Below are 17,118 nucleotides of genomic sequence, written 5' to 3'. Positions count from 1 at the left end.
GCTGATTAACTATGTGCTACAGCCGTACGCATTAGGGCTTTCATATCACGTACGGACTTCTCCCAGCCATCAAATACCGATTGCGCCACAATGGCATGACCGATATTTAATTCAGCAATACCAGGAATAGCGGCAACCGCTTGCACATTACCATAATGCAAACCATGGCCTGCATTCACTCGTAAGCCCAAAGACACACCATGTGCGGCACCCTGACGTATACGCTCTAGTTCTTTATTAGCAACCGCCTCATCTACGGCATCGGCATAACAACCCGTATGTAGTTCAATAACAGTAGCGCCTGCTTTATGCGCTGCATCAATTTGTTCTACGCAAGCATCTATAAAAATCGATACCCGAATGCCTGCTGCTTGTAATCGTTTTGTGGCCGCTTGTACGTCATCAAAGTGTTTAAGCACATCTAAACCACCCTCGGTGGTTAACTCCGTACGTTTTTCAGGCACTAAACACACGTCTTCAGGTTTAACATCGCAAGCGATAGCCAACATTTCTTCGGTAATCGCACACTCTAAATTCATACGCGTAGTAATCGCTTTACGCATAGCGTAAACATCTGCATCTTGAATATGACGGCGATCTTCACGTAAATGTAAGGTAATTAAATCAGCACCCGCTTCTTCAGCACGTACGGCAGCCAAAATAGGATCTGGGTACGTAGTTAAGCGCTGCTGGCGCAAAGTTGCCACATGATCAATATTTACACCTAGTTCAATCATTATGTTCCTTTAAGTTTGCATCCAGCTGCCATCCACCGCCAAGGGCTTTGTACAGCATTACGCGATTTAATAAAGATTCCATTCCCGTTTGCACAAAGGCTTGCTGCGCACTATAGAGATTAATCTCTGCCGTTTGCACTTGCAAGAAACTATCAATACCTATTTCGTAGCGTAGATTTGCTAAGCGCAGACTCTCAGCAGCCGATTTTTCCATAGCTCGTAGGGCATCTAATTGTTCACCATACGTCGCTTTACCTGCTAAAGCGTCTGCCACTTCTTTAAACGCCGTTTGAATGGCTTTTTCATAATTAGATATAGCAATATTTTGTCGTGCTTTAGCTACTTCTAAGTTACCGCGCACACTACCTGAAAAAATAGGCATAGAGACCTGAGGTGAATATTGCCAATGTGTGCGTCCTGAGTCGAATAAAGAACTGAGTGCAGGACTGGCTATACCAAATAAACCAGTAATAGATATATTAGGAAAATAAGCTGCACGCGCTGCGCCTATATTGGCATAAGCTGCTTTAAGTTGATGCTCTGCTTCGATGATATCAGGCCTACGTTCTAATAAACTAGACGATAAACCAACGGGGATTTCTGCCACAATTTGATTTTTACCAAAAATGGCGGGTTCAGATAAATCATCGGGAATGGTAGTGCCTACCATCAACGTCATGGCGTTGTAGGCTTGCATCTCAGCGCGCTGCGCTTGTTTTAAGTCAGCACGTATGGTGTCTAGCTGTAACTTGGCTTGATTTAACTCTAGAGCTGATGCCGTTCCCACCTCAAATAATGTATTTACCAGCTTATAAGAACGTTCACGACTGGCCATCGTAGAACGCATAAGCTTTTGCATTTCTTGGGCACTACGCCACTGAAAATAAGCTTCAGCAACTTGGGCCACCACGTTAATACGCACGGTGCGCTGGGCTTGCTCAGTTGCTAAAAACTGCTCATAAGCCGCTTCCGACAAATTACGTAAGCGACCAAAAAAATCAAGTTCAAAAGACGTTACCCCAACCCCCGCATTAAACACGCGATTAATGCTAGAGGACTCAGGCCCAGCGGGGCGCATATCAGCCGGGTTACGAGTCACTTGACCCGATCCACTCACACCAAAGCTCGGGAACTGATCGCTGCGAGTAATGCCTAATTGAGCTCTAGCCTCTTCTATGCGATCTACTGCCATACGTAAATCACGGTTGTTAAGCAAAGCGAGCTCAATTAAATCCTCTAAATAAGGATCAGTAAAGAAATCACGCCACCCTAAGGCGTCTAATTTAGCGAGCTCTTGCTCAACCTGAGCTGGATCCTGATGATCAAACACAGGCGCCACAGGCGCCATAGGCCGCTCATAAGTGGGCGCTAAGGAACAACCTGCCAAAACAAGTGCAGCCGTTAGTGTAGACACACTGGATTTAAATCTTAAAATCATGCTTTACCCCCAGTGTTCTCTTTTTTTGCTTGCAGCGCTTCTTGCTCAGCCAATTCACGCTGATATTCTTTAGCCTCTGCCCCTAAAAGACGAGGCTTGGTTTTAAAGAGTTTAACAACTCCAACAAAGAAAGCCGGCACGAACAACACCGCTAAAGGCGTGGCTGCCAACATACCGCCTAACACCCCTAAGCCCACTGCGTTTTGACTAGCGGCACCTGCTCCAGTAGAGAATGCCAATGGGGTCACACCTAAAATAAAAGCAAAAGAGGTCATTAAAATAGGACGAAAACGCATACGTGCGGCCTCAGTAGTGGATTCAATCAAATCACCACCACGCGCTACCGCATCTTTAGCAAACTCAATAATTAAAATAGCGTTTTTCGCCGCCAAACCAATGACCGTCACCATACCCACTTGGAAATACACATCATTCGCCATTCCCATAGCCGATACCAGCAACACCGCACCTAGCATGCCTAAAGGCACCGCCATCATTACCGCTAGCGGTATAGCCCAGCTTTCATACAGAGCCGCAAGCACCATAAATACCACCAAGATAGCTAAACCCATGAGAATACTGCTTTGGCCAGCTGCTTGAATCTCCTGATAAGACAGGCCGGTCCACGAATAACCATAACCATCAGGTAATTCGGCGACTAAGCGCTCCATCTCCGCCATGGCCTCACCCGTGGTATAACCCGCAGCGGCTTCACCCCCAAAACGGATGGCTTCATAGCTGTTGTAACGTACTACTTGTACCGGTGCTAATTCAGATTTAGCGGTCACAAACGTGCGTAACGGTACCATTTGGCCACTGCCGTTTTTCACTTGCAGTTTTAAAACTTCGTTAATGTCACCACGGAAACGCTCATCCGCTTGCACCCACACGTTTTCCACCCAACCGGCGTTTGTGTATTTACCAATATAAGCTGAACCCAATGCGGTAGAAATAAGCTGAGCGGCTTCGCTAAAGTTCACATCTTGTGCGGCGGCTTTTTCACGATCTATAGTTAATCGCCACTGCGGCCCAGGTGCTAATCCCGTAATCCGCGTTTGATTTAAAACGGGGCTTTGTGAAGCCAACTGCAACAATTGCTGTGAAACCTCTACTAATTGATCATGACCATGGTTACCTCGATCCTCTAGGCGCATGTCAAAACCTGAGGCATTACCTAAAGAGCTAATAGCCGGGGGCACAATAGTAAACACCATGGCATCTGGCAAGCCAAACAAGAGGTTTTGCATGGCTTTACCAGCCACTGCTGGTGCTGAATCACCGGGTGCTTTTCTTTTTGCAAAATCCTCAAGCGTAATAAACGCTAACGCAGAATTTAATCCATTCCCGTTAAAGCTAAAACCTTGTACGGCTACCATGTTTTTTACTATGGATTGATCCATAAAATATTTTTCAACCTGCTCAATAATAGAGTAAGTGCGATTTACCGATGATCCCGCAGGCAATTCAATATTCGTGATCACAAAACCTTGGTCTTCTTCGGGTAAGAAGGCCGTGGGCATACGCATATAACCCCAAGCTAATAACGCTATTAGTAGCACAAATAAAATCATCATGCGGCCTACATGACGTAAGCTTGAACCTACTACTGAGGTATAACCATGCGTAATACGACCAAAAACACGGTTGAACCAACCAAAAAACCCTTTGCGCTCCCCACTATGCTCTCCTTTAGGGACGGGTTTAAGTAAGGTCACACAAAGAGCGGGAGTAAATGACAGTGCTAAAAAGCCCGAAAAAGCAATAGATACCGCCATGGCGACCGAGAACTGCCGGTAAATCACCCCCACTGAGCCTGACATAAACGCCAATGGCAAAAACACCACTGTTAAAGTAAGCGTAATACCCACAATGGCACCACTAATTTGTGGCATGGCTTTTTTCGTGGCCTCTTTAGGCGAAAGTCCTTCTTCAGCCATGATTCGCTCTACGTTTTCCACCACCACAATCGCGTCATCCACCAAAATACCAATGGCAAGCACCATGGCAAACATAGTGAGGACGTTTACGGAAAAGCCAAGCACATTCATTACCGCTAGAGCACCTAAAATCGCCACCGGTACTACTAAAGCAGGAATGACGGTATAGCGTATGTTTTGTAAAAACACAAACATCACTATAAACACCAATACCATGGCTTCTAAGAGTGTATGCACTACCTGTTCTATAGAGGTTTCAATGTAAGGAGAAGTGTCATAAGGAATATCGTAACTAATGCCAGCAGGAAAAAACTCAGATAACTCATCTAGCTTCTCTTTCACACCTTTGGCCGTAGATAAAGCATTCGCGTCAGGCGCTAAAGAGATAGCAAAAGCTGCTGTAGGCTTACCATTTAATCTAGCTCCAAACTGGTAGTTATCTGCCCCTACCTCTACTCGAGCTACATCTTTTATGCGCACCGAAGAGCCATCGGCAAAAGAACGTAAAATAATGTTTTCAAACTCTTCGCTAGTTAAAAGCTGACCATTCACTACTATAGGTGCAGTAACGCGTTGACTGGCAGAGTTAGGCGGTGAACCTAATATACCCGCAGACACCAACACGTTTTGTTGATTAATAGCGCTATTTACCTCACTCATGCTGAGGTTATAGCTCACTAACTTTTCGGGATCCACCCAAATACGCATGGCGCGCCCCGCCGCAAACAGCTGGAATTTACCTACGCCATCCACTCTAGAAACTGCGTTTTGTATGTTGCGCTTTACATAATCAGCTAAGGCGGTCTGACCTAAACTGCCATCGTCAGAAGATAAAGCTCCCACTAATAAGAAGCCCGCATTACTTTTACCTACTTGTAAACCCTGCTCTACCACTGCAGAAGGCAAGGTAGAGGTTACGTTAGAGAGACGGTTTTGCACATCAACCTGAGCTAAATCAGGATCCGTGCCAGGCGCAAAAGTAACGGTAATTTCACTTTGCCCGTAAGAATCACTCACGGACTCATAATATAGCAGCCCTTCGGCGCCATTTAACTCATTTTCAATCACACTTGCTACGGTACTAGATACGTCTTCAGCGGAAGCGCCAGGGTACGTAGCAGTAATAGTAATAACAGGTGGTGCAACTTCGGGATATTGAGCAATTGGCATATTGGCCAAAGACAGTAGGCCCAATAATGTAATACCCAATGCAACCACCCACGCAAAAATAGGGCGATCAATAAAAAACTGTGGCATGAAGCTTATCCGTTGTTATTCGAGTTTGAGGGTGCAGCCTGTTCTGGTATGGCATCGGGCTCAGGCTCATCCGTAGGCCCATCTTGCCAAGGCATTGGCTGCACTGGCGCTCCAGGACGTATTTTCTGAAAGCCCGCCACAATCACAGTATCACCGGCATCTAGACCTTCGTTAATAATAATTCGGCCATCCACCTCACTCCCAAGCTTTACCGTCGCAGGCTTAACCACACCGTCTTTTACTAACATAACCGTGGTTGATCCATCGGTAGCGTATTGCACCGCCTGTGCTGGAATTAAAAGGGCTTTTTCATCAATACCTTGTTCTAAGCGCACACGTACAAACATGCCTGGCAAAAGCAATTGGTCTGGATTAGGAAACACAGCGCGTAGACGTAATTGCCCCGTGGTGGGATCGACCGAAACACCGGAAAAAAGCAAACGCCCTGTTTCACCATAGACGGTTTGATCATCTAAGATAGCGGATACTTTAGCCGCGCCATCAGGATCTGACTTTAAGGTGCCATCAGCGATGGCTTTACGTAGACTCATGACCTCACCCACTGGGCGAGTCGTATTAACGTAAAGCTCATCAAGCTGTTGAATGGTAGCTAACTGCGTGGCTTCAGCAGCACTCACTAGCGCACCGACTGTAACTTCGGCCCCCCCTATACGGCCAGAAATAGGTGCGGTGACTTTGGTATAGCTTAAATCAATCTCCGCAGATTTAAGAGTGGCTTGCGCCGCTGCAACTGCCGCTTCAGCTTGTTGAGCACCCGCAGTAGCAGCGTCATATTCTTGACGGCTCACTGCATTTTCTTTAATGAGTTTGGCATAACGCTGCGCAAGAATCCTAGCAGTACTGGCTTCAGCTTGGGCATTTTTTAACTGCGCCGCCGCCTGATCCCTAATTGCTTCATAAGGGGCTGGATCTATGGTGAACAGTAAATCCCCTTTTTTAACTTCTGAACCTTGCTCAAAATTAAAGGAAGTTAAAATACCGGTGACTCGAGCACGTACTTGTGCTTCTTCTATGGCTTCAACACGACCTGGTAACTCCGTATAAATGGTGGTGACTTCAGGCTCAACCTGCACAACATTGACAGGAACCTTCATACCCGACATATCTTGCTCTTTGGGTTTTTCGCCACAAGCCGCTAATAAAAAAGAGGCTGATAACAAAACTGCGCCTAACGGGCGCCACGCCCTACGGCGGGTTTTAAACATGGATAAGCTCCTGTGACTTTAGCAATCAAAAATTAAAAACAAACAAATCAGCCTAATAACAAGGCATCATCAGTAATACTTTCACCACGTACTTTTTCAAACATGGCGAGCAAATCAGTAACTTGTAGGCCCTCACGCTCTGAGCCGCTAACATCTAGTACCACTTGGCCCTGATGCAGCATTACCGTGCGTTGTCCTACCTCTAAGGCTTGTTTCATGCTGTGAGTAACCATCATGGTGGTCAACTGCCCTTCTGTAACAAGCCGCTCGGTAAGCGCCAAAACAAAATCGGCCGTGCGGGGGTCTAGTGCGGCGGTGTGTTCATCTAAAAGCAAAATACGCGACGGCTGTATGGCTGCCATTAACAAACTGACGGCTTGACGTTGCCCCCCAGATAATAACCCAATACGGTCTGTAAGACGGTCCTCTAGCCCTAAGCCCAAGGTTTCTAGGCGTGTTTTAAACTCATCTCGCATTGAGGCCTTAGCGGCGGTAGCTAAACCGCGGCGTATACCTCGATTAGACGCCAAAGCCATATTCTCTTCAATGGTGAGATCCTCACAAGTACCCGCCATGGGATCTTGGAAAACACGCGCCACATATTTAGCGCGCTCCCACACCGGCATATGAGTTACGTCTTTATCATCAATGCGTATAGTACCTGAATCCACCTCTTGATCGCCAGAGACTGCATTTAAAAAAGTTGACTTCCCTGCACCATTTGAGCCTATGACAGTCACAAATTGACCACTAGGTATGGTTAATGCCATACCACGTAAGGCCTTGGTCTCTATAGGCGTATTCGGATTAAAAGTTAAGTGTAAATCGTTGGCTTCTAACATCAATATTACGCATTGCGCCTGCGGAAAAGTCGTTTTTTAAGTAAAGGTATAACTAAAGCAATTGTGACAAGTATAGCGGTTACTAAGTTCAAATCCTGTGCTTTAAGGCCAATAAAATCAGCATTTAAGGCTAATGCAATAAAGAAACGGTAAACAACCGCTCCAATAATGACAGCCAAGGTCGCATAAACTAAACGGCGAGAAGGTAAAATACTTTCGCCTACAATCACAGCGGCTAAACCAATCACTATGGTTCCTATACCCATAGAAATATCTGCGCCCCCTTGGGATTGGGCAAATAAAGCACCTGCCAAGGCAACTAAAGCGTTTGAGATAGCCATACCTAATAAAACCATACTACCTGTAGCCACCCCTTGAGCCCTTGCCATGCGCGCATTCGATCCCGTAGCACGCATGGCTAAGCCTTTTTGTGTAGTAAAAAACCAATCTAAAGCAAACTTAGCTATTAGCACCACTAAAACCAATAACAGAGGACGAAAGACATAATCACTTAAACCATCAGGCTGCAATAGTGAAAAAACAGTGGGCTCCGTAATTAACGGCACATTCGGCTTACCCATAATACGTAAATTAATAGAATAGAGGGCAATCATCATCAAAATACTGGCTAACAAATCCATAATTTTGAGACTAACATTCAACCAACCAGTCACCATACCCGCACAAGCGCCCGCAAGGGTGGCAATAAGCGTAGCTAAAAAAGGATCAAAACCATTCGATATTAGAATGGCAGCCACCGCCCCACCTAAAGGAAAGCTGCCGTCAACGGTTAAATCTGGAAAGCGGAGAATACGAAAAGAGATAAGCACACCTAAAGCCACTAGACTAAAGATTAAACCTATCTCTAAAGCTCCCCATAAGGAATAAATAGACATTATAAAGAGTGATGGTTGTTAATCGATAATCGTGGCGGCAGACTCAAGAAAAGCGTCAGAAAGCGTTACGCCTTGTTTTTTAGCCGCAGCAGGATTAACAAATAACTCCAACTTATCACTGGACTCAGAGGCGATGTCACCCGGTTTCTCACCTTTTAATATTCGCACTGCCTGTTTGCCGGTTTGTATGCCTAAATCGTAATAATTAATACCTAAAGCTGCAATTGCACCACGTGCTACGCTATCAGTATCTGAGGCAATTAGAGGAATTTTTGCGTCATTGCCTACTTTTACTAAGGCTTCATAAGCCGACACTACGTTATTATCTGTGTTGGTATAAATCACGTCCACTTTACCTACTAAACTACGTGCCGCCGCCCCCACATCTACCGTGCGAGCCGCAGTGGCTTCAACTAAGCTCATATCATGGGCAGACAACAATTCACGTAAACGCTCTACCACTACCACAGAATTTGCCTCACCTGGGTTATAAACCATACCGACTGCTTTGGCATCGGGCACCACCTGTTTGATGAGCTCTAATTGCTTTTCAAGCTCTAACATATCGGCAACCCCTGTTACATTTGAGCCGGAAGCTTCCCAGGAAGGTACTAATTGGGCCGCAATCGGATCGGTGACAGCAGAATACACCACCGGAATGGTTTTTGTGGCTGCCACCACTGCTTGCGCTGAAGGAGTTGAAATAGCCACGATTACATCGGAATCATCACCCACAAACTTACGCGCAATTTGGGCTGCAATAGCCGTATTACCCTGGGCAGTCTGAAATTGCCACTTCAAGCCATTCTCTTCGGTATAGCCCGCATCTGTTAGAGCCTGCTTCACCCCATCACGAACTGCATCTAAAGCGGGGTGTTCAACAATAGAAGAAACTGAAACGGTTTGTGAGAAAACCAAACCACTAGCTAATACGCTAGCACTTAATGCGAATCCCATTAATGATTTTAATATCTTGGTCTTATTGCCTTTCATAATGATGCTCCTAGCTACCTAAATAGAATATGCGCTTACTATATACCAATTTATGATAAATAATACTATGGCTGCTCGGCTAATATGGCTTTTGCCCATCGACGAGCCGGTAATTTGTACTGTTCTTGCACGTGCTGAGACTTTTCTATAAGTTGAGCTGTAGTGGTTTGAGCCAAGTAATCACCTTTGAAGGCCAGTAATATGACATTACCTTCTTCAATCTCAGGTAAAACTAACACATTTCCATGGAAAATTTCTGCAATGCGATTTATATTTTCATCATAACTATGATGAGCACCAAATAAATTAACCGTCATCAGCCCTTCTTCCTCTAAGCAATGATAACAATTTTGATAAAACGCCAAAGATGAACACACCGGCCCTTCGGCCTCTGCATCGTAAAGATCTACCATTAACACTTTATAGCGGCCAATATGCTGAGGATCTAGCACCCATTGCTCGGCATCTTGATGATAAATTTGCGAGCGCTTATTTTCAGGCAATCGAAAAAAGGATCTGCACATGGCTGTAACGCGCGGGTTAATTTCAACAGTATGTATAGGGCTAGCCGTATGTTTCATACAATAACGCAATAAAGAACCAGCACCTAAACCCAAAATAGCAATTTCATCGTCTTTTTGTATGTCGTGAAACAAAAGCCAAGTCATCATTTGTTGAGTATAAGTCAGGACTAAATCGTGCGGACGTGAAATTCGCATGGCTCCTTGTATCCAGGAAGTACCAAAATGCAGATAACGAATACCGTCCAGTTCGGATAAGGTCACATCGTCCTTATCAATAGTTGACATTTCCCCATCCATCGTCGTTATCATCCTTTAGTATTCTGAAAAAACATTATAAAAACAAAAACGCGCAGGCGATTGTATGCCTGCGCGTTAAGTATTCTCTATTTTAACGATAAACACTAGCTTTTGGCTGCTTTTTTATCGCTTTGCTCTTGATCATCTTGCTCAAGGCGTTCATCACTTCGTTCTTCACTTGCCTCGGGCGCTACCCAATTCAAGGGCTCAATTTCAAGTTGTTGACGTCTACGTGTAGGGCGTTTCCTAGCCATATAACATCTCCTATCAATAGGCTTTAGGGGCGCACTCGCGCGCTCCACAAAGTGTAATTATAGCATCCCGAACAAAAAAATTCCAATAAAGACAGGCACTTAGATGAATTAGACCTATTTTCCATGTAAAGCGGTTTGGCTAATGACTACTTGTTTTCTGATATCGGTTATGATCTACAGGCTCTACAGATCATTTATATATTTTGTTTATTTAGGGTTGCTATTGTGAAATTTGCTACTTGGAATGTTAACTCCTTGCGCGTGCGCTTGCCTCAGGTGATTGATTGGTTACAAGCCAACCCGGTAGATGTGCTTTGCCTACAAGAATTAAAATTACCTCAAGATAAATTCCCTTTAGAAGCCTTAGAGGAAATTGGCTATAGTGCCCAATGGGCTGGCCAACCCACATATAATGGTGTAGCACTTATAAGTAAAATAGAAGGCACGGATGTGCAACGAAACATCCCTAACTTTGAAGATCATCAACAGCGCCTTATTGCTGCTACCTACGACAGCAGCCAAGGTCCGTTACGGGTAATCAGCGCTTACTGTCCTAACGGTCAAGATCTAGAAAGTGATAAATATCAATACAAAATGGAGTGGTTCAGCGCTCTACACCTTTGGCTAAAAGAAGAACTAAAGCGTTATCCTAACTTATTGATATTAGGTGACTATAACGTAGCGCCCACAGACTTAGATGTGCACGACCCCAAAAAGTGGGAAGGAAAAATCCACGTTTCAGGGCCCGAGCGCGCAGCCTGGCAAAAATTGATTGATTTAGGCTTGCATGACGCTTTTAGAATAGATGATACGGAGTCACCCGGTTTTACGTGGTGGGATTATAGGCGCGGCGCATTTAGACGTGATGCGGGTTTACGCATAGATCACGCTTTAATCTCAGACGCTTTAAAACCGTATTATGTGGATTGCGTAGTGGATAAAGCACCACGCTCAAATGTACAGCCTTCAGACCACACCCCAGTTATTGTGCAATTAAAAATCTAAAGGAAGGCCTTATGAACCCAACCAATCACCTTATTTCAACTTTAGCCGATGGCGCCGTATTACAAGTTTATTTAGACGGCACCACGGTACGCGCCTATGTGGTTATTAGTGAGCCTACCGTAGACCGTGTTGCGGATATCTTACCAGCAGAACGTTTCGAAGCGGATGGTGATATTCACGTTATGGCAGTAGGCCAACCTCAAGATGCCAGTACGCTTATTGACGATGTCAGCCAAAATATCAATATGGACGACACCCTTGTGTTTTTATGCATTGATGCGGCAACTAAAGACGCGGTCTTAGAGCAATTCGGTATCAGCGCAGGCCAAGCCAAACATCATTAAGGTTTATTCATTCATGACAACCCCTACCCCAGGAAACATTTATCTAATCGCTGCTCCCAGTGGTGCCGGCAAGTCCAGCTTAGTTAATGCGCTATTAGCTAATGAGCCAAACATCACGCTTTCTATCTCTTGTACCACGCGAGCTATTAGGCCGGGTGAAAAAAATGGCGAGCATTATCACTTCATTACTACGGCTGAATACCAACGTTTACGTGATAGCAATAATTTACTCGAACATGCTGAGGTTCATGGCAACTTTTATGGCACTCCCGCCCAGCCTGTGCACCAAGCACTAAATGATGGGCATGATGTTTTATTAGAGATAGACTGGCAAGGTGCACGTCAGGTCCGAGAGCACTTTCCTAAAGCCATAGGGGTGTTTATTTTACCGCCTTCTATTGCCGAACTAGAAAAACGCTTACGTAAGCGTGGCCAAGACGAAGATTCAGTCATTTCACGCCGTTTATTAGCTGCAGGTGGCGAAATGGCTCATGTGGGTGAGTTCCAATATGCTATTATTAACAAAGACTTCGATGTCGCTTTGGCACAATTAACAGCAATTATCCAATCCAGTCGCTTACGTACGCCAGTACAAGCTAAGCGCCATGCTGATTTATTTAATCAGTTAGGTATTAGTGCCTCTGTGGCCGCAGATTTATTATAGATTATTTATTATTTTTACAGGTAGACCCTTATGGCACGTATTACGGTTGAAGACTGCTTAGAACAGATTCCTAATCGTTTTAATTTAACCTTGGTAGCCGCTTACCGAGCGCGTGAACTTGCGCAAGGTCATGAACCCCGGCTCGAAAGCAAAAACAAACCCACAGTAACCGCTCTGCGCGAAATCGCTGCTGGCGTTACCGGTTTAGAAATGTTGCGTAAAGTTCCTACTTAACACATCAACTATGACCACAGGAGAAAAGACAAGCAATGGCATTACCTACTTTTAAAAACGCATCATCGGGCTTACTCGCCGTTATTAAAAAAGGGTCTAGAATTGGCAGACGTAAAGATACGGTGTCAGTACCTAAACTCACACCTGCCAAAAATACCATTGCTTCCTTGGCTCCTTTAACTAAGATCATCAGCAAATACCTCAGTGAGTCCGAAGTTGAACGCGTGCGTGAAGCCTATAAACTAGCTGATGAAGCACATCTAGGTCAGTTTCGTTCTAGTGGTGAGCCTTATATTACTCATCCTATCGCCGTAACTGAAATTTGTGCTGGGTGGAAACTGGATGCAGATTCCTTAATGGCAGCGCTATTACACGATGTAATAGAAGATCAAGACGTTAGCAAACAAGAGTTAGCTGAAAAATTTGGTACTGATGTCGCTGAAATAGTAGATGGCGTATCTAAACTTGAGCGCTTGCACTTTGAAACCCGAAGTCAACAACAAGCGGAAAGTTTCCGCAAGATGCTGTTGGCCATGTCTAGAGATGTGCGCGTTATTCTCATCAAGCTAGCAGACCGTCTACACAATATGCGCACCTTAGATGCCGTTAGCTCAGATAAACAGCATCGCATCGCTAAAGAAACTTTAGACATTTACGCCCCCATTGCACACCGCTTAGGTTTAAATGCGCTCTTTAGAGAGCTTCAAGATCGCTGCTTCAAGGCCATTTACCCAAATCGCTATCGCGTTTTACATAAAGCGCTGCTTGCCGCTAGAGGCAATCGCCGGGACGCCTTAGGTAAAATCAGCGATGCTGTTCATGCGGCTCTGCCTGCGGCTGGTATAGAAGCCGATATCTCTGGTCGTGAAAAATCGCTCTACAGCATTTTTAGTAAAATGGTAGAGCAAAAAAAATCGTTTTCCGATGTATTAGATATTTATGGTTTTAGAATTATTGTGCACACCTTGCCTGAGTGCTATTTAGCTTTGGGTACCTTACATCAGCTTTATAGACCCGTGCCAGGCAAGTTCAAAGACTATATTGCCATCCCTAAGATCAATGGCTATCAGTCTTTACATACATCGCTAATTGGCCCTTATGGCACTCCTGTAGAGTTTCAAATCCGCACACGTGAAATGGACCATGTGGCCGAAGAAGGCGTGGCGTCTCATTGGCTCTATAAAGACGAAAACGTTTCGTTAAATGAGTTACAAAAACGCACTCATCGTTGGTTACAGTCTTTACTTGATATTCAAAGTCAAACGGGCGATTCTGGTGAGTTTTTAGATCACGTCAAAGTGGACTTATTCCCGGATGCGGTCTATGTCAACACACCTCGTGGCAAAATTATATCTTTACCACGCGGAGCTACTCCCATTGATTTCGCTTATACCATTCACTCAGACATAGGAAACCACGCGGTTGCCGCTAAGATCAATGATAAGTTTGTATCATTGCGCAGCGAACTAAAAAGTGGCGACATGATAGAAATCGTGACCTCCCCAGCCGCTAGACCTAGTGCGCAGTGGTTAAATCACGTGCGTACGGGACGTGCTAGATCTGAGATTCGCCATTACTTACGTACCGTACAATACGAAGAGTCCGTCGCCTTTGGTCGTCGTCTCTTAAAGCAAGCACTCACTGAACTCAACATTGAAATGCCTGCCGATGATGACACTACTTGGGAAAATGTAGCTAAAAACTCGGGGGCAGCATCGCATGAAGAGATTTTAGCTGATATAGGTTTAGGTAAACGCTTAGCTGCTGTAGTCGCTAGACGCTTTATTGCTAATAACCCCTTAGTAGAAACCACCGCTGCCGCAGTGGATGAATTCACTTCTAATACCCGCGCGCCCGTCGTTATCCATGGCAACGAAGGTCAGGCCGTGCAATTAGCCCCTTGTTGCGGTCCCCTACCGGGTGATGCCATTGTTGGCGGTATACGTATGGGGCATGGTTTAGTGGTGCATATGGCTGAATGTACTGTAGCGCAACGCCTTCAAGCCAAAGAGCCTGAGCGCTGGATACCGGTTATTTGGGATACGCAAACGGCTCGCCATTTATCTACGCGCTTAGATGTGACTGCGCTAAATGAGCGCGGTGTATTAGGACGTTTAGCCGCTACTATCACCGAAGCGGACTCCAATATTCTTCATCTAACTATGCCTGACGATGAAGGCGCTGCTACGTTATTACACCTAACCATACAAGTAGATAGCCGTAATCACTTAGCTCAAGTGATACGTTCTATGCGTCAAGTACCGCAAGTACAAAAAATTGTACGTGTTAAAGGGAATGCGTAGCTTAACTTTGCAGCCATAATACTAGCGCGTAGATAGCTACGCCTGTAAAAGTGGCTGCAATGGTGCTTTTGCTATATCTGTGACAAGGGCATCAGACTCAAAGGACGGCGTTGCCGTCCGCGCTACTCTTCCTCGCCTTACTCTTTTCATGGACTACTGTGCTTCGTCTAGCTCAGCACTCATGGCTTTTTCTATAGCGGGCAGCTCTTTAACTTGTAACTGCACACGCAAAGCTTCTAAAAAGGCTTGCTCTTGGGCATCGCCCCATAACTGTTGTAACTGGGCTTGCAACATATCGGCGATAAGAGGATCTAGAGAACTACTCTCTTGTGCTACTATTTTTACAAGCTGATAGCCATCTGCGCTCTGAGTTCCTGTAAAAGCAGGTAACGCTTGAATATCTACATTCATCAATGTTTCTAAAGTCTCTTTGGGCAACTGCTGACTATCTATACGACTTACTTCTATAGAGGGGCTAAAACTGAGATTACTTTCCGCACCCGCAGCTAGCTCTTTGAGCGCTTGCTCACCGGCTTGACGTGCTGCAGTTAAGGATTTCTCATACAACAGCTGCTCTTTGACTTGATCTCGCAACAGGGCTAACTCAGGCACATGCGCAGGCACAAAATCATTCACTCGAACGGCTAAAATAGCATCGGAAGACAGCTCTACTAAGCCTGCGTTTTGTCTTTGCTCTAACGCTTGTGCACTGTATAGTGCACGACGTACCCGAGGATCATCAAGCAACTCGGCGGCTGTGGCAGGCTGTTCAGTAATTCCTAACTCGGCATTAGTCAGCAAACGATCACGTGCCACACCTAAGGCCTGTTGTATAGGTAAGCCTAAAGCATCCGCTGCCGCCTCCAAGCTTTCAGGGCTTTCATAGACGAGATTAGTGAGTTGAGTGGCCATTTCCGCAAACTGTTCGGCCGCAAGCTGTTGGCGTACCTCATCCGTAATCTCATCACGTACGGTCTCAAAAGGTTGACTCTGTTCCGCTTCATAGTCATTTACTTTGAAAATATGATAACCGTCTGGCCCTTCAATCACCCCCGAGACTTCTCCCTTGTCTAAAGAGAAAACGGCTCTTTCTAAGCCTTCAGGCCAATTACCTTGAGTAATCCATCCCAGCTCTCCGCCGGCCGAAGCACTACCTTTATCTTCAGACTGGGCTTTAGCTAATTCTGCAAAAGACTGGGTTTTATCTTTAGCTTGTTCAGCAATCTCTTTAGCACGTTGTTTTGCGGCTTGATGCTCATTATCGCTGGTGCCAGTTTCAATTAAAATGTGGCTAAGGTGAATACGAGCAGGGGTGAAAAAGCGAGATTTATTTTGCTCATAATAAGCGTGTAAATCGTCATCTTTTATACTTTCTACTCTACCTACGGCCGCTTCTTCATTAAGAAGTATAAAATCAGCATTCACGTAATCGGGTAATTGAAGCTGTTCTTTATTGACTTCATACCACGCTTCAATCTCTTGATCTGTTACCGTTTGCTCAGCCATAAACTGCTCAGCGCTAAAATTATGTAATTGAACCGTACGGCTTTCAGTTAAAATTTTCTGCAGCTCAGCACTAATATCTTGTGGCAATAACGCAGTTTCAATAACCGGGGCCACCACACGATTTAGTGTCAATTCCGCACGCTGTGACTGTTCAAACTCCTTAGAGCTTAACCCCGCACCTGCTAATAATTGATTATAACGCTCAGCAGAAAACACCCCTTCTTCTTGCATTTCAGGCATTTTTGCTATGGCTTGGCGTAATGCCATGTCAGACACATTAAAATGCTGGCTGGTAGCAATTTCAATTAAAGCGCGACGATTAATCAGCGCATCTAAAAGCTGCTGTTTGGCTTGAGGAGTATCAACTAAGGCAGGATCAAAACCATCCCCCATAGAACGTTGCATCTCATTGAGCTGATTACGACGCGCGGCATCAAACTCTTGCAAAGTGATGGTTTGACCACCCACTGTGACCAAATCTTCATCACCTGAATTATAATTGGTATAACCACCCACACCGATCAAGACAAATGATGGCACAATAAGCACTAACAACACCAACTGCATCAGGCGTTGGTGTCTACGAATAAAATTGAACATGAGTCACCTATTAGGAATTAGCCAAAGCAGTTTACCACTTTAGTTCAAATCCGGTATTTTA

The 17,118-nt window shown here is 45.1% G+C and carries 15 protein-coding genes; 5 read left to right on the top strand and 10 right to left on the bottom strand.

Features of this window, described 5'->3' with window-relative positions; translation table 11 throughout:
• Positions 1-5: 5 nt before the first annotated feature.
• From pdxJ to AC2UZJ_RS08720, 9 genes are all read right to left on the bottom strand, one after another.
• Positions 6-737 carry a pyridoxine 5'-phosphate synthase gene (gene pdxJ, locus AC2UZJ_RS08760; RefSeq protein ID WP_486949764.1) on the bottom strand — a complete coding sequence of 244 codons (732 nt, stop codon included), beginning with the start codon at positions 735-737 and terminating at the stop codon, positions 6-8.
• The gene (locus AC2UZJ_RS08755; RefSeq protein WP_486949763.1) at positions 730-2,175 is read right to left on the bottom strand and encodes an efflux transporter outer membrane subunit; all 1,446 of its coding nucleotides are present in this window, start codon (positions 2,173-2,175) and stop codon (positions 730-732) included. Before AC2UZJ_RS08755 ends, pdxJ begins: the two co-directional genes overlap by 8 nt.
• Positions 2,172-5,369, bottom strand: coding sequence for a multidrug efflux RND transporter permease subunit (locus tag AC2UZJ_RS08750; protein ID WP_486949762.1), 3,198 nt, complete (start codon positions 5,367-5,369; stop codon positions 2,172-2,174). The genes AC2UZJ_RS08755 and AC2UZJ_RS08750 overlap by 4 nt, the downstream gene beginning before the upstream one ends.
• A gap of 5 nt (positions 5,370-5,374) precedes the next feature.
• The gene (locus AC2UZJ_RS08745) at positions 5,375-6,595 is read right to left on the bottom strand and encodes an efflux RND transporter periplasmic adaptor subunit (protein ID WP_486949761.1); all 1,221 of its coding nucleotides are present in this window, start codon (positions 6,593-6,595) and stop codon (positions 5,375-5,377) included.
• Positions 6,596-6,642: 47 nt separating this feature from the next.
• Entirely contained in the window at positions 6,643-7,437 is a 795-nt protein-coding gene (locus tag AC2UZJ_RS08740) for an ABC transporter ATP-binding protein (RefSeq protein ID WP_486949760.1), read from the bottom strand.
• 5 nt (positions 7,438-7,442) lie between these two features.
• Complete coding sequence (locus AC2UZJ_RS08735; protein WP_486949759.1) at positions 7,443-8,333, bottom strand: ABC transporter permease; 891 nt, start codon at positions 8,331-8,333, stop codon at positions 7,443-7,445.
• A gap of 18 nt (positions 8,334-8,351) precedes the next feature.
• Positions 8,352-9,290 (bottom strand): ABC transporter substrate-binding protein, encoded by a 939-nt coding sequence (locus tag AC2UZJ_RS08730; protein ID WP_486949790.1) that lies wholly within the window; start codon positions 9,288-9,290, stop codon positions 8,352-8,354.
• 101 nt (positions 9,291-9,391) lie between these two features.
• Positions 9,392-10,135 carry a spermine/spermidine synthase domain-containing protein gene (locus AC2UZJ_RS08725; RefSeq protein ID WP_486949758.1) on the bottom strand — a complete coding sequence of 248 codons (744 nt, stop codon included), beginning with the start codon at positions 10,133-10,135 and terminating at the stop codon, positions 9,392-9,394.
• A gap of 116 nt (positions 10,136-10,251) precedes the next feature.
• Positions 10,252-10,401, bottom strand: a complete 150-nt coding sequence (locus tag AC2UZJ_RS08720) for a hypothetical protein (RefSeq protein WP_486949757.1) — start codon at positions 10,399-10,401, stop codon at positions 10,252-10,254.
• Between the two features lie 225 nt (positions 10,402-10,626).
• Between AC2UZJ_RS08720 and xth the strand changes: the two genes are divergently transcribed.
• From xth to AC2UZJ_RS08695, 5 genes are read left to right on the top strand one after another with little or no spacing between them, the layout of a single operon-like run.
• Positions 10,627-11,406, top strand: a complete 780-nt coding sequence (xth, locus tag AC2UZJ_RS08715) for an exodeoxyribonuclease III (RefSeq protein ID WP_486949756.1) — start codon at positions 10,627-10,629, stop codon at positions 11,404-11,406.
• A gap of 11 nt (positions 11,407-11,417) precedes the next feature.
• A complete protein-coding gene (locus AC2UZJ_RS08710) occupies positions 11,418-11,750 on the top strand; it encodes a hypothetical protein (protein ID WP_486949755.1) in 333 nt (110 codons plus the stop codon).
• 13 nt (positions 11,751-11,763) lie between these two features.
• Positions 11,764-12,414, top strand: coding sequence for a guanylate kinase (gene gmk / locus AC2UZJ_RS08705; protein WP_486949754.1), 651 nt, complete (start codon positions 11,764-11,766; stop codon positions 12,412-12,414).
• 30 nt (positions 12,415-12,444) lie between these two features.
• Entirely contained in the window at positions 12,445-12,648 is a 204-nt protein-coding gene (gene rpoZ, locus AC2UZJ_RS08700; RefSeq protein WP_486949753.1) for a DNA-directed RNA polymerase subunit omega, read from the top strand.
• Between the two features lie 35 nt (positions 12,649-12,683).
• Positions 12,684-14,951, top strand: coding sequence for a RelA/SpoT family protein (locus AC2UZJ_RS08695; RefSeq protein WP_486949752.1), 2,268 nt, complete (start codon positions 12,684-12,686; stop codon positions 14,949-14,951).
• A gap of 153 nt (positions 14,952-15,104) precedes the next feature.
• On the opposite strand, the gene AC2UZJ_RS08690 is transcribed toward AC2UZJ_RS08695, so the two are convergent.
• Positions 15,105-17,057: a SurA N-terminal domain-containing protein gene (locus tag AC2UZJ_RS08690; RefSeq protein ID WP_486949751.1), complete on the bottom strand. Its 1,953-nt coding sequence runs from the start codon at positions 17,055-17,057 to the stop codon at positions 15,105-15,107.
• Between the last annotated feature and the right edge of the window lie 61 nt (positions 17,058-17,118).

Source organism: Paenalcaligenes sp. DL 309 (genome assembly GCF_057475285.1).
The sequence above is the reverse complement of the archived record's forward strand: the minus strand, read 5'-3'. Positions and strand labels throughout refer to the sequence as shown.

Excerpts from the sequence above, each read along its gene's own strand:
- AC2UZJ_RS08720 (WP_486949757.1), bottom strand. The coding sequence starts at position 10,401 with ATGGCTAGGAAACGCCCTACACGTAGACGTCAACAACTTGAAATTGAG.
- AC2UZJ_RS08750 (WP_486949762.1), bottom strand. The coding sequence starts at position 5,369 with ATGCCACAGTTTTTTATTGATCGCCCTATTTTTGCGTGGGTGGTTGCA.
- gmk (WP_486949754.1), top strand. The coding sequence starts at position 11,764 with ATGACAACCCCTACCCCAGGAAACATTTATCTAATCGCTGCTCCCAGT.
- AC2UZJ_RS08745 (WP_486949761.1), bottom strand. The coding sequence starts at position 6,595 with ATGTTTAAAACCCGCCGTAGGGCGTGGCGCCCGTTAGGCGCAGTTTTG.
- AC2UZJ_RS08695 (WP_486949752.1), top strand. The coding sequence starts at position 12,684 with ATGGCATTACCTACTTTTAAAAACGCATCATCGGGCTTACTCGCCGTT.
- AC2UZJ_RS08725 (WP_486949758.1), bottom strand. The coding sequence starts at position 10,135 with ATGTCAACTATTGATAAGGACGATGTGACCTTATCCGAACTGGACGGT.
- AC2UZJ_RS08740 (WP_486949760.1), bottom strand. The coding sequence starts at position 7,437 with ATGTTAGAAGCCAACGATTTACACTTAACTTTTAATCCGAATACGCCT.
- AC2UZJ_RS08690 (WP_486949751.1), bottom strand. The coding sequence starts at position 17,057 with ATGTTCAATTTTATTCGTAGACACCAACGCCTGATGCAGTTGGTGTTG.
- rpoZ (WP_486949753.1), top strand. The coding sequence starts at position 12,445 with ATGGCACGTATTACGGTTGAAGACTGCTTAGAACAGATTCCTAATCGT.
- AC2UZJ_RS08755 (WP_486949763.1), bottom strand. The coding sequence starts at position 2,175 with ATGATTTTAAGATTTAAATCCAGTGTGTCTACACTAACGGCTGCACTT.
- AC2UZJ_RS08730 (WP_486949790.1), bottom strand. The coding sequence starts at position 9,290 with ATGGGATTCGCATTAAGTGCTAGCGTATTAGCTAGTGGTTTGGTTTTC.
- AC2UZJ_RS08735 (WP_486949759.1), bottom strand. The coding sequence starts at position 8,333 with ATGTCTATTTATTCCTTATGGGGAGCTTTAGAGATAGGTTTAATCTTT.
- AC2UZJ_RS08710 (WP_486949755.1), top strand. The coding sequence starts at position 11,418 with ATGAACCCAACCAATCACCTTATTTCAACTTTAGCCGATGGCGCCGTA.
- pdxJ (WP_486949764.1), bottom strand. The coding sequence starts at position 737 with ATGATTGAACTAGGTGTAAATATTGATCATGTGGCAACTTTGCGCCAG.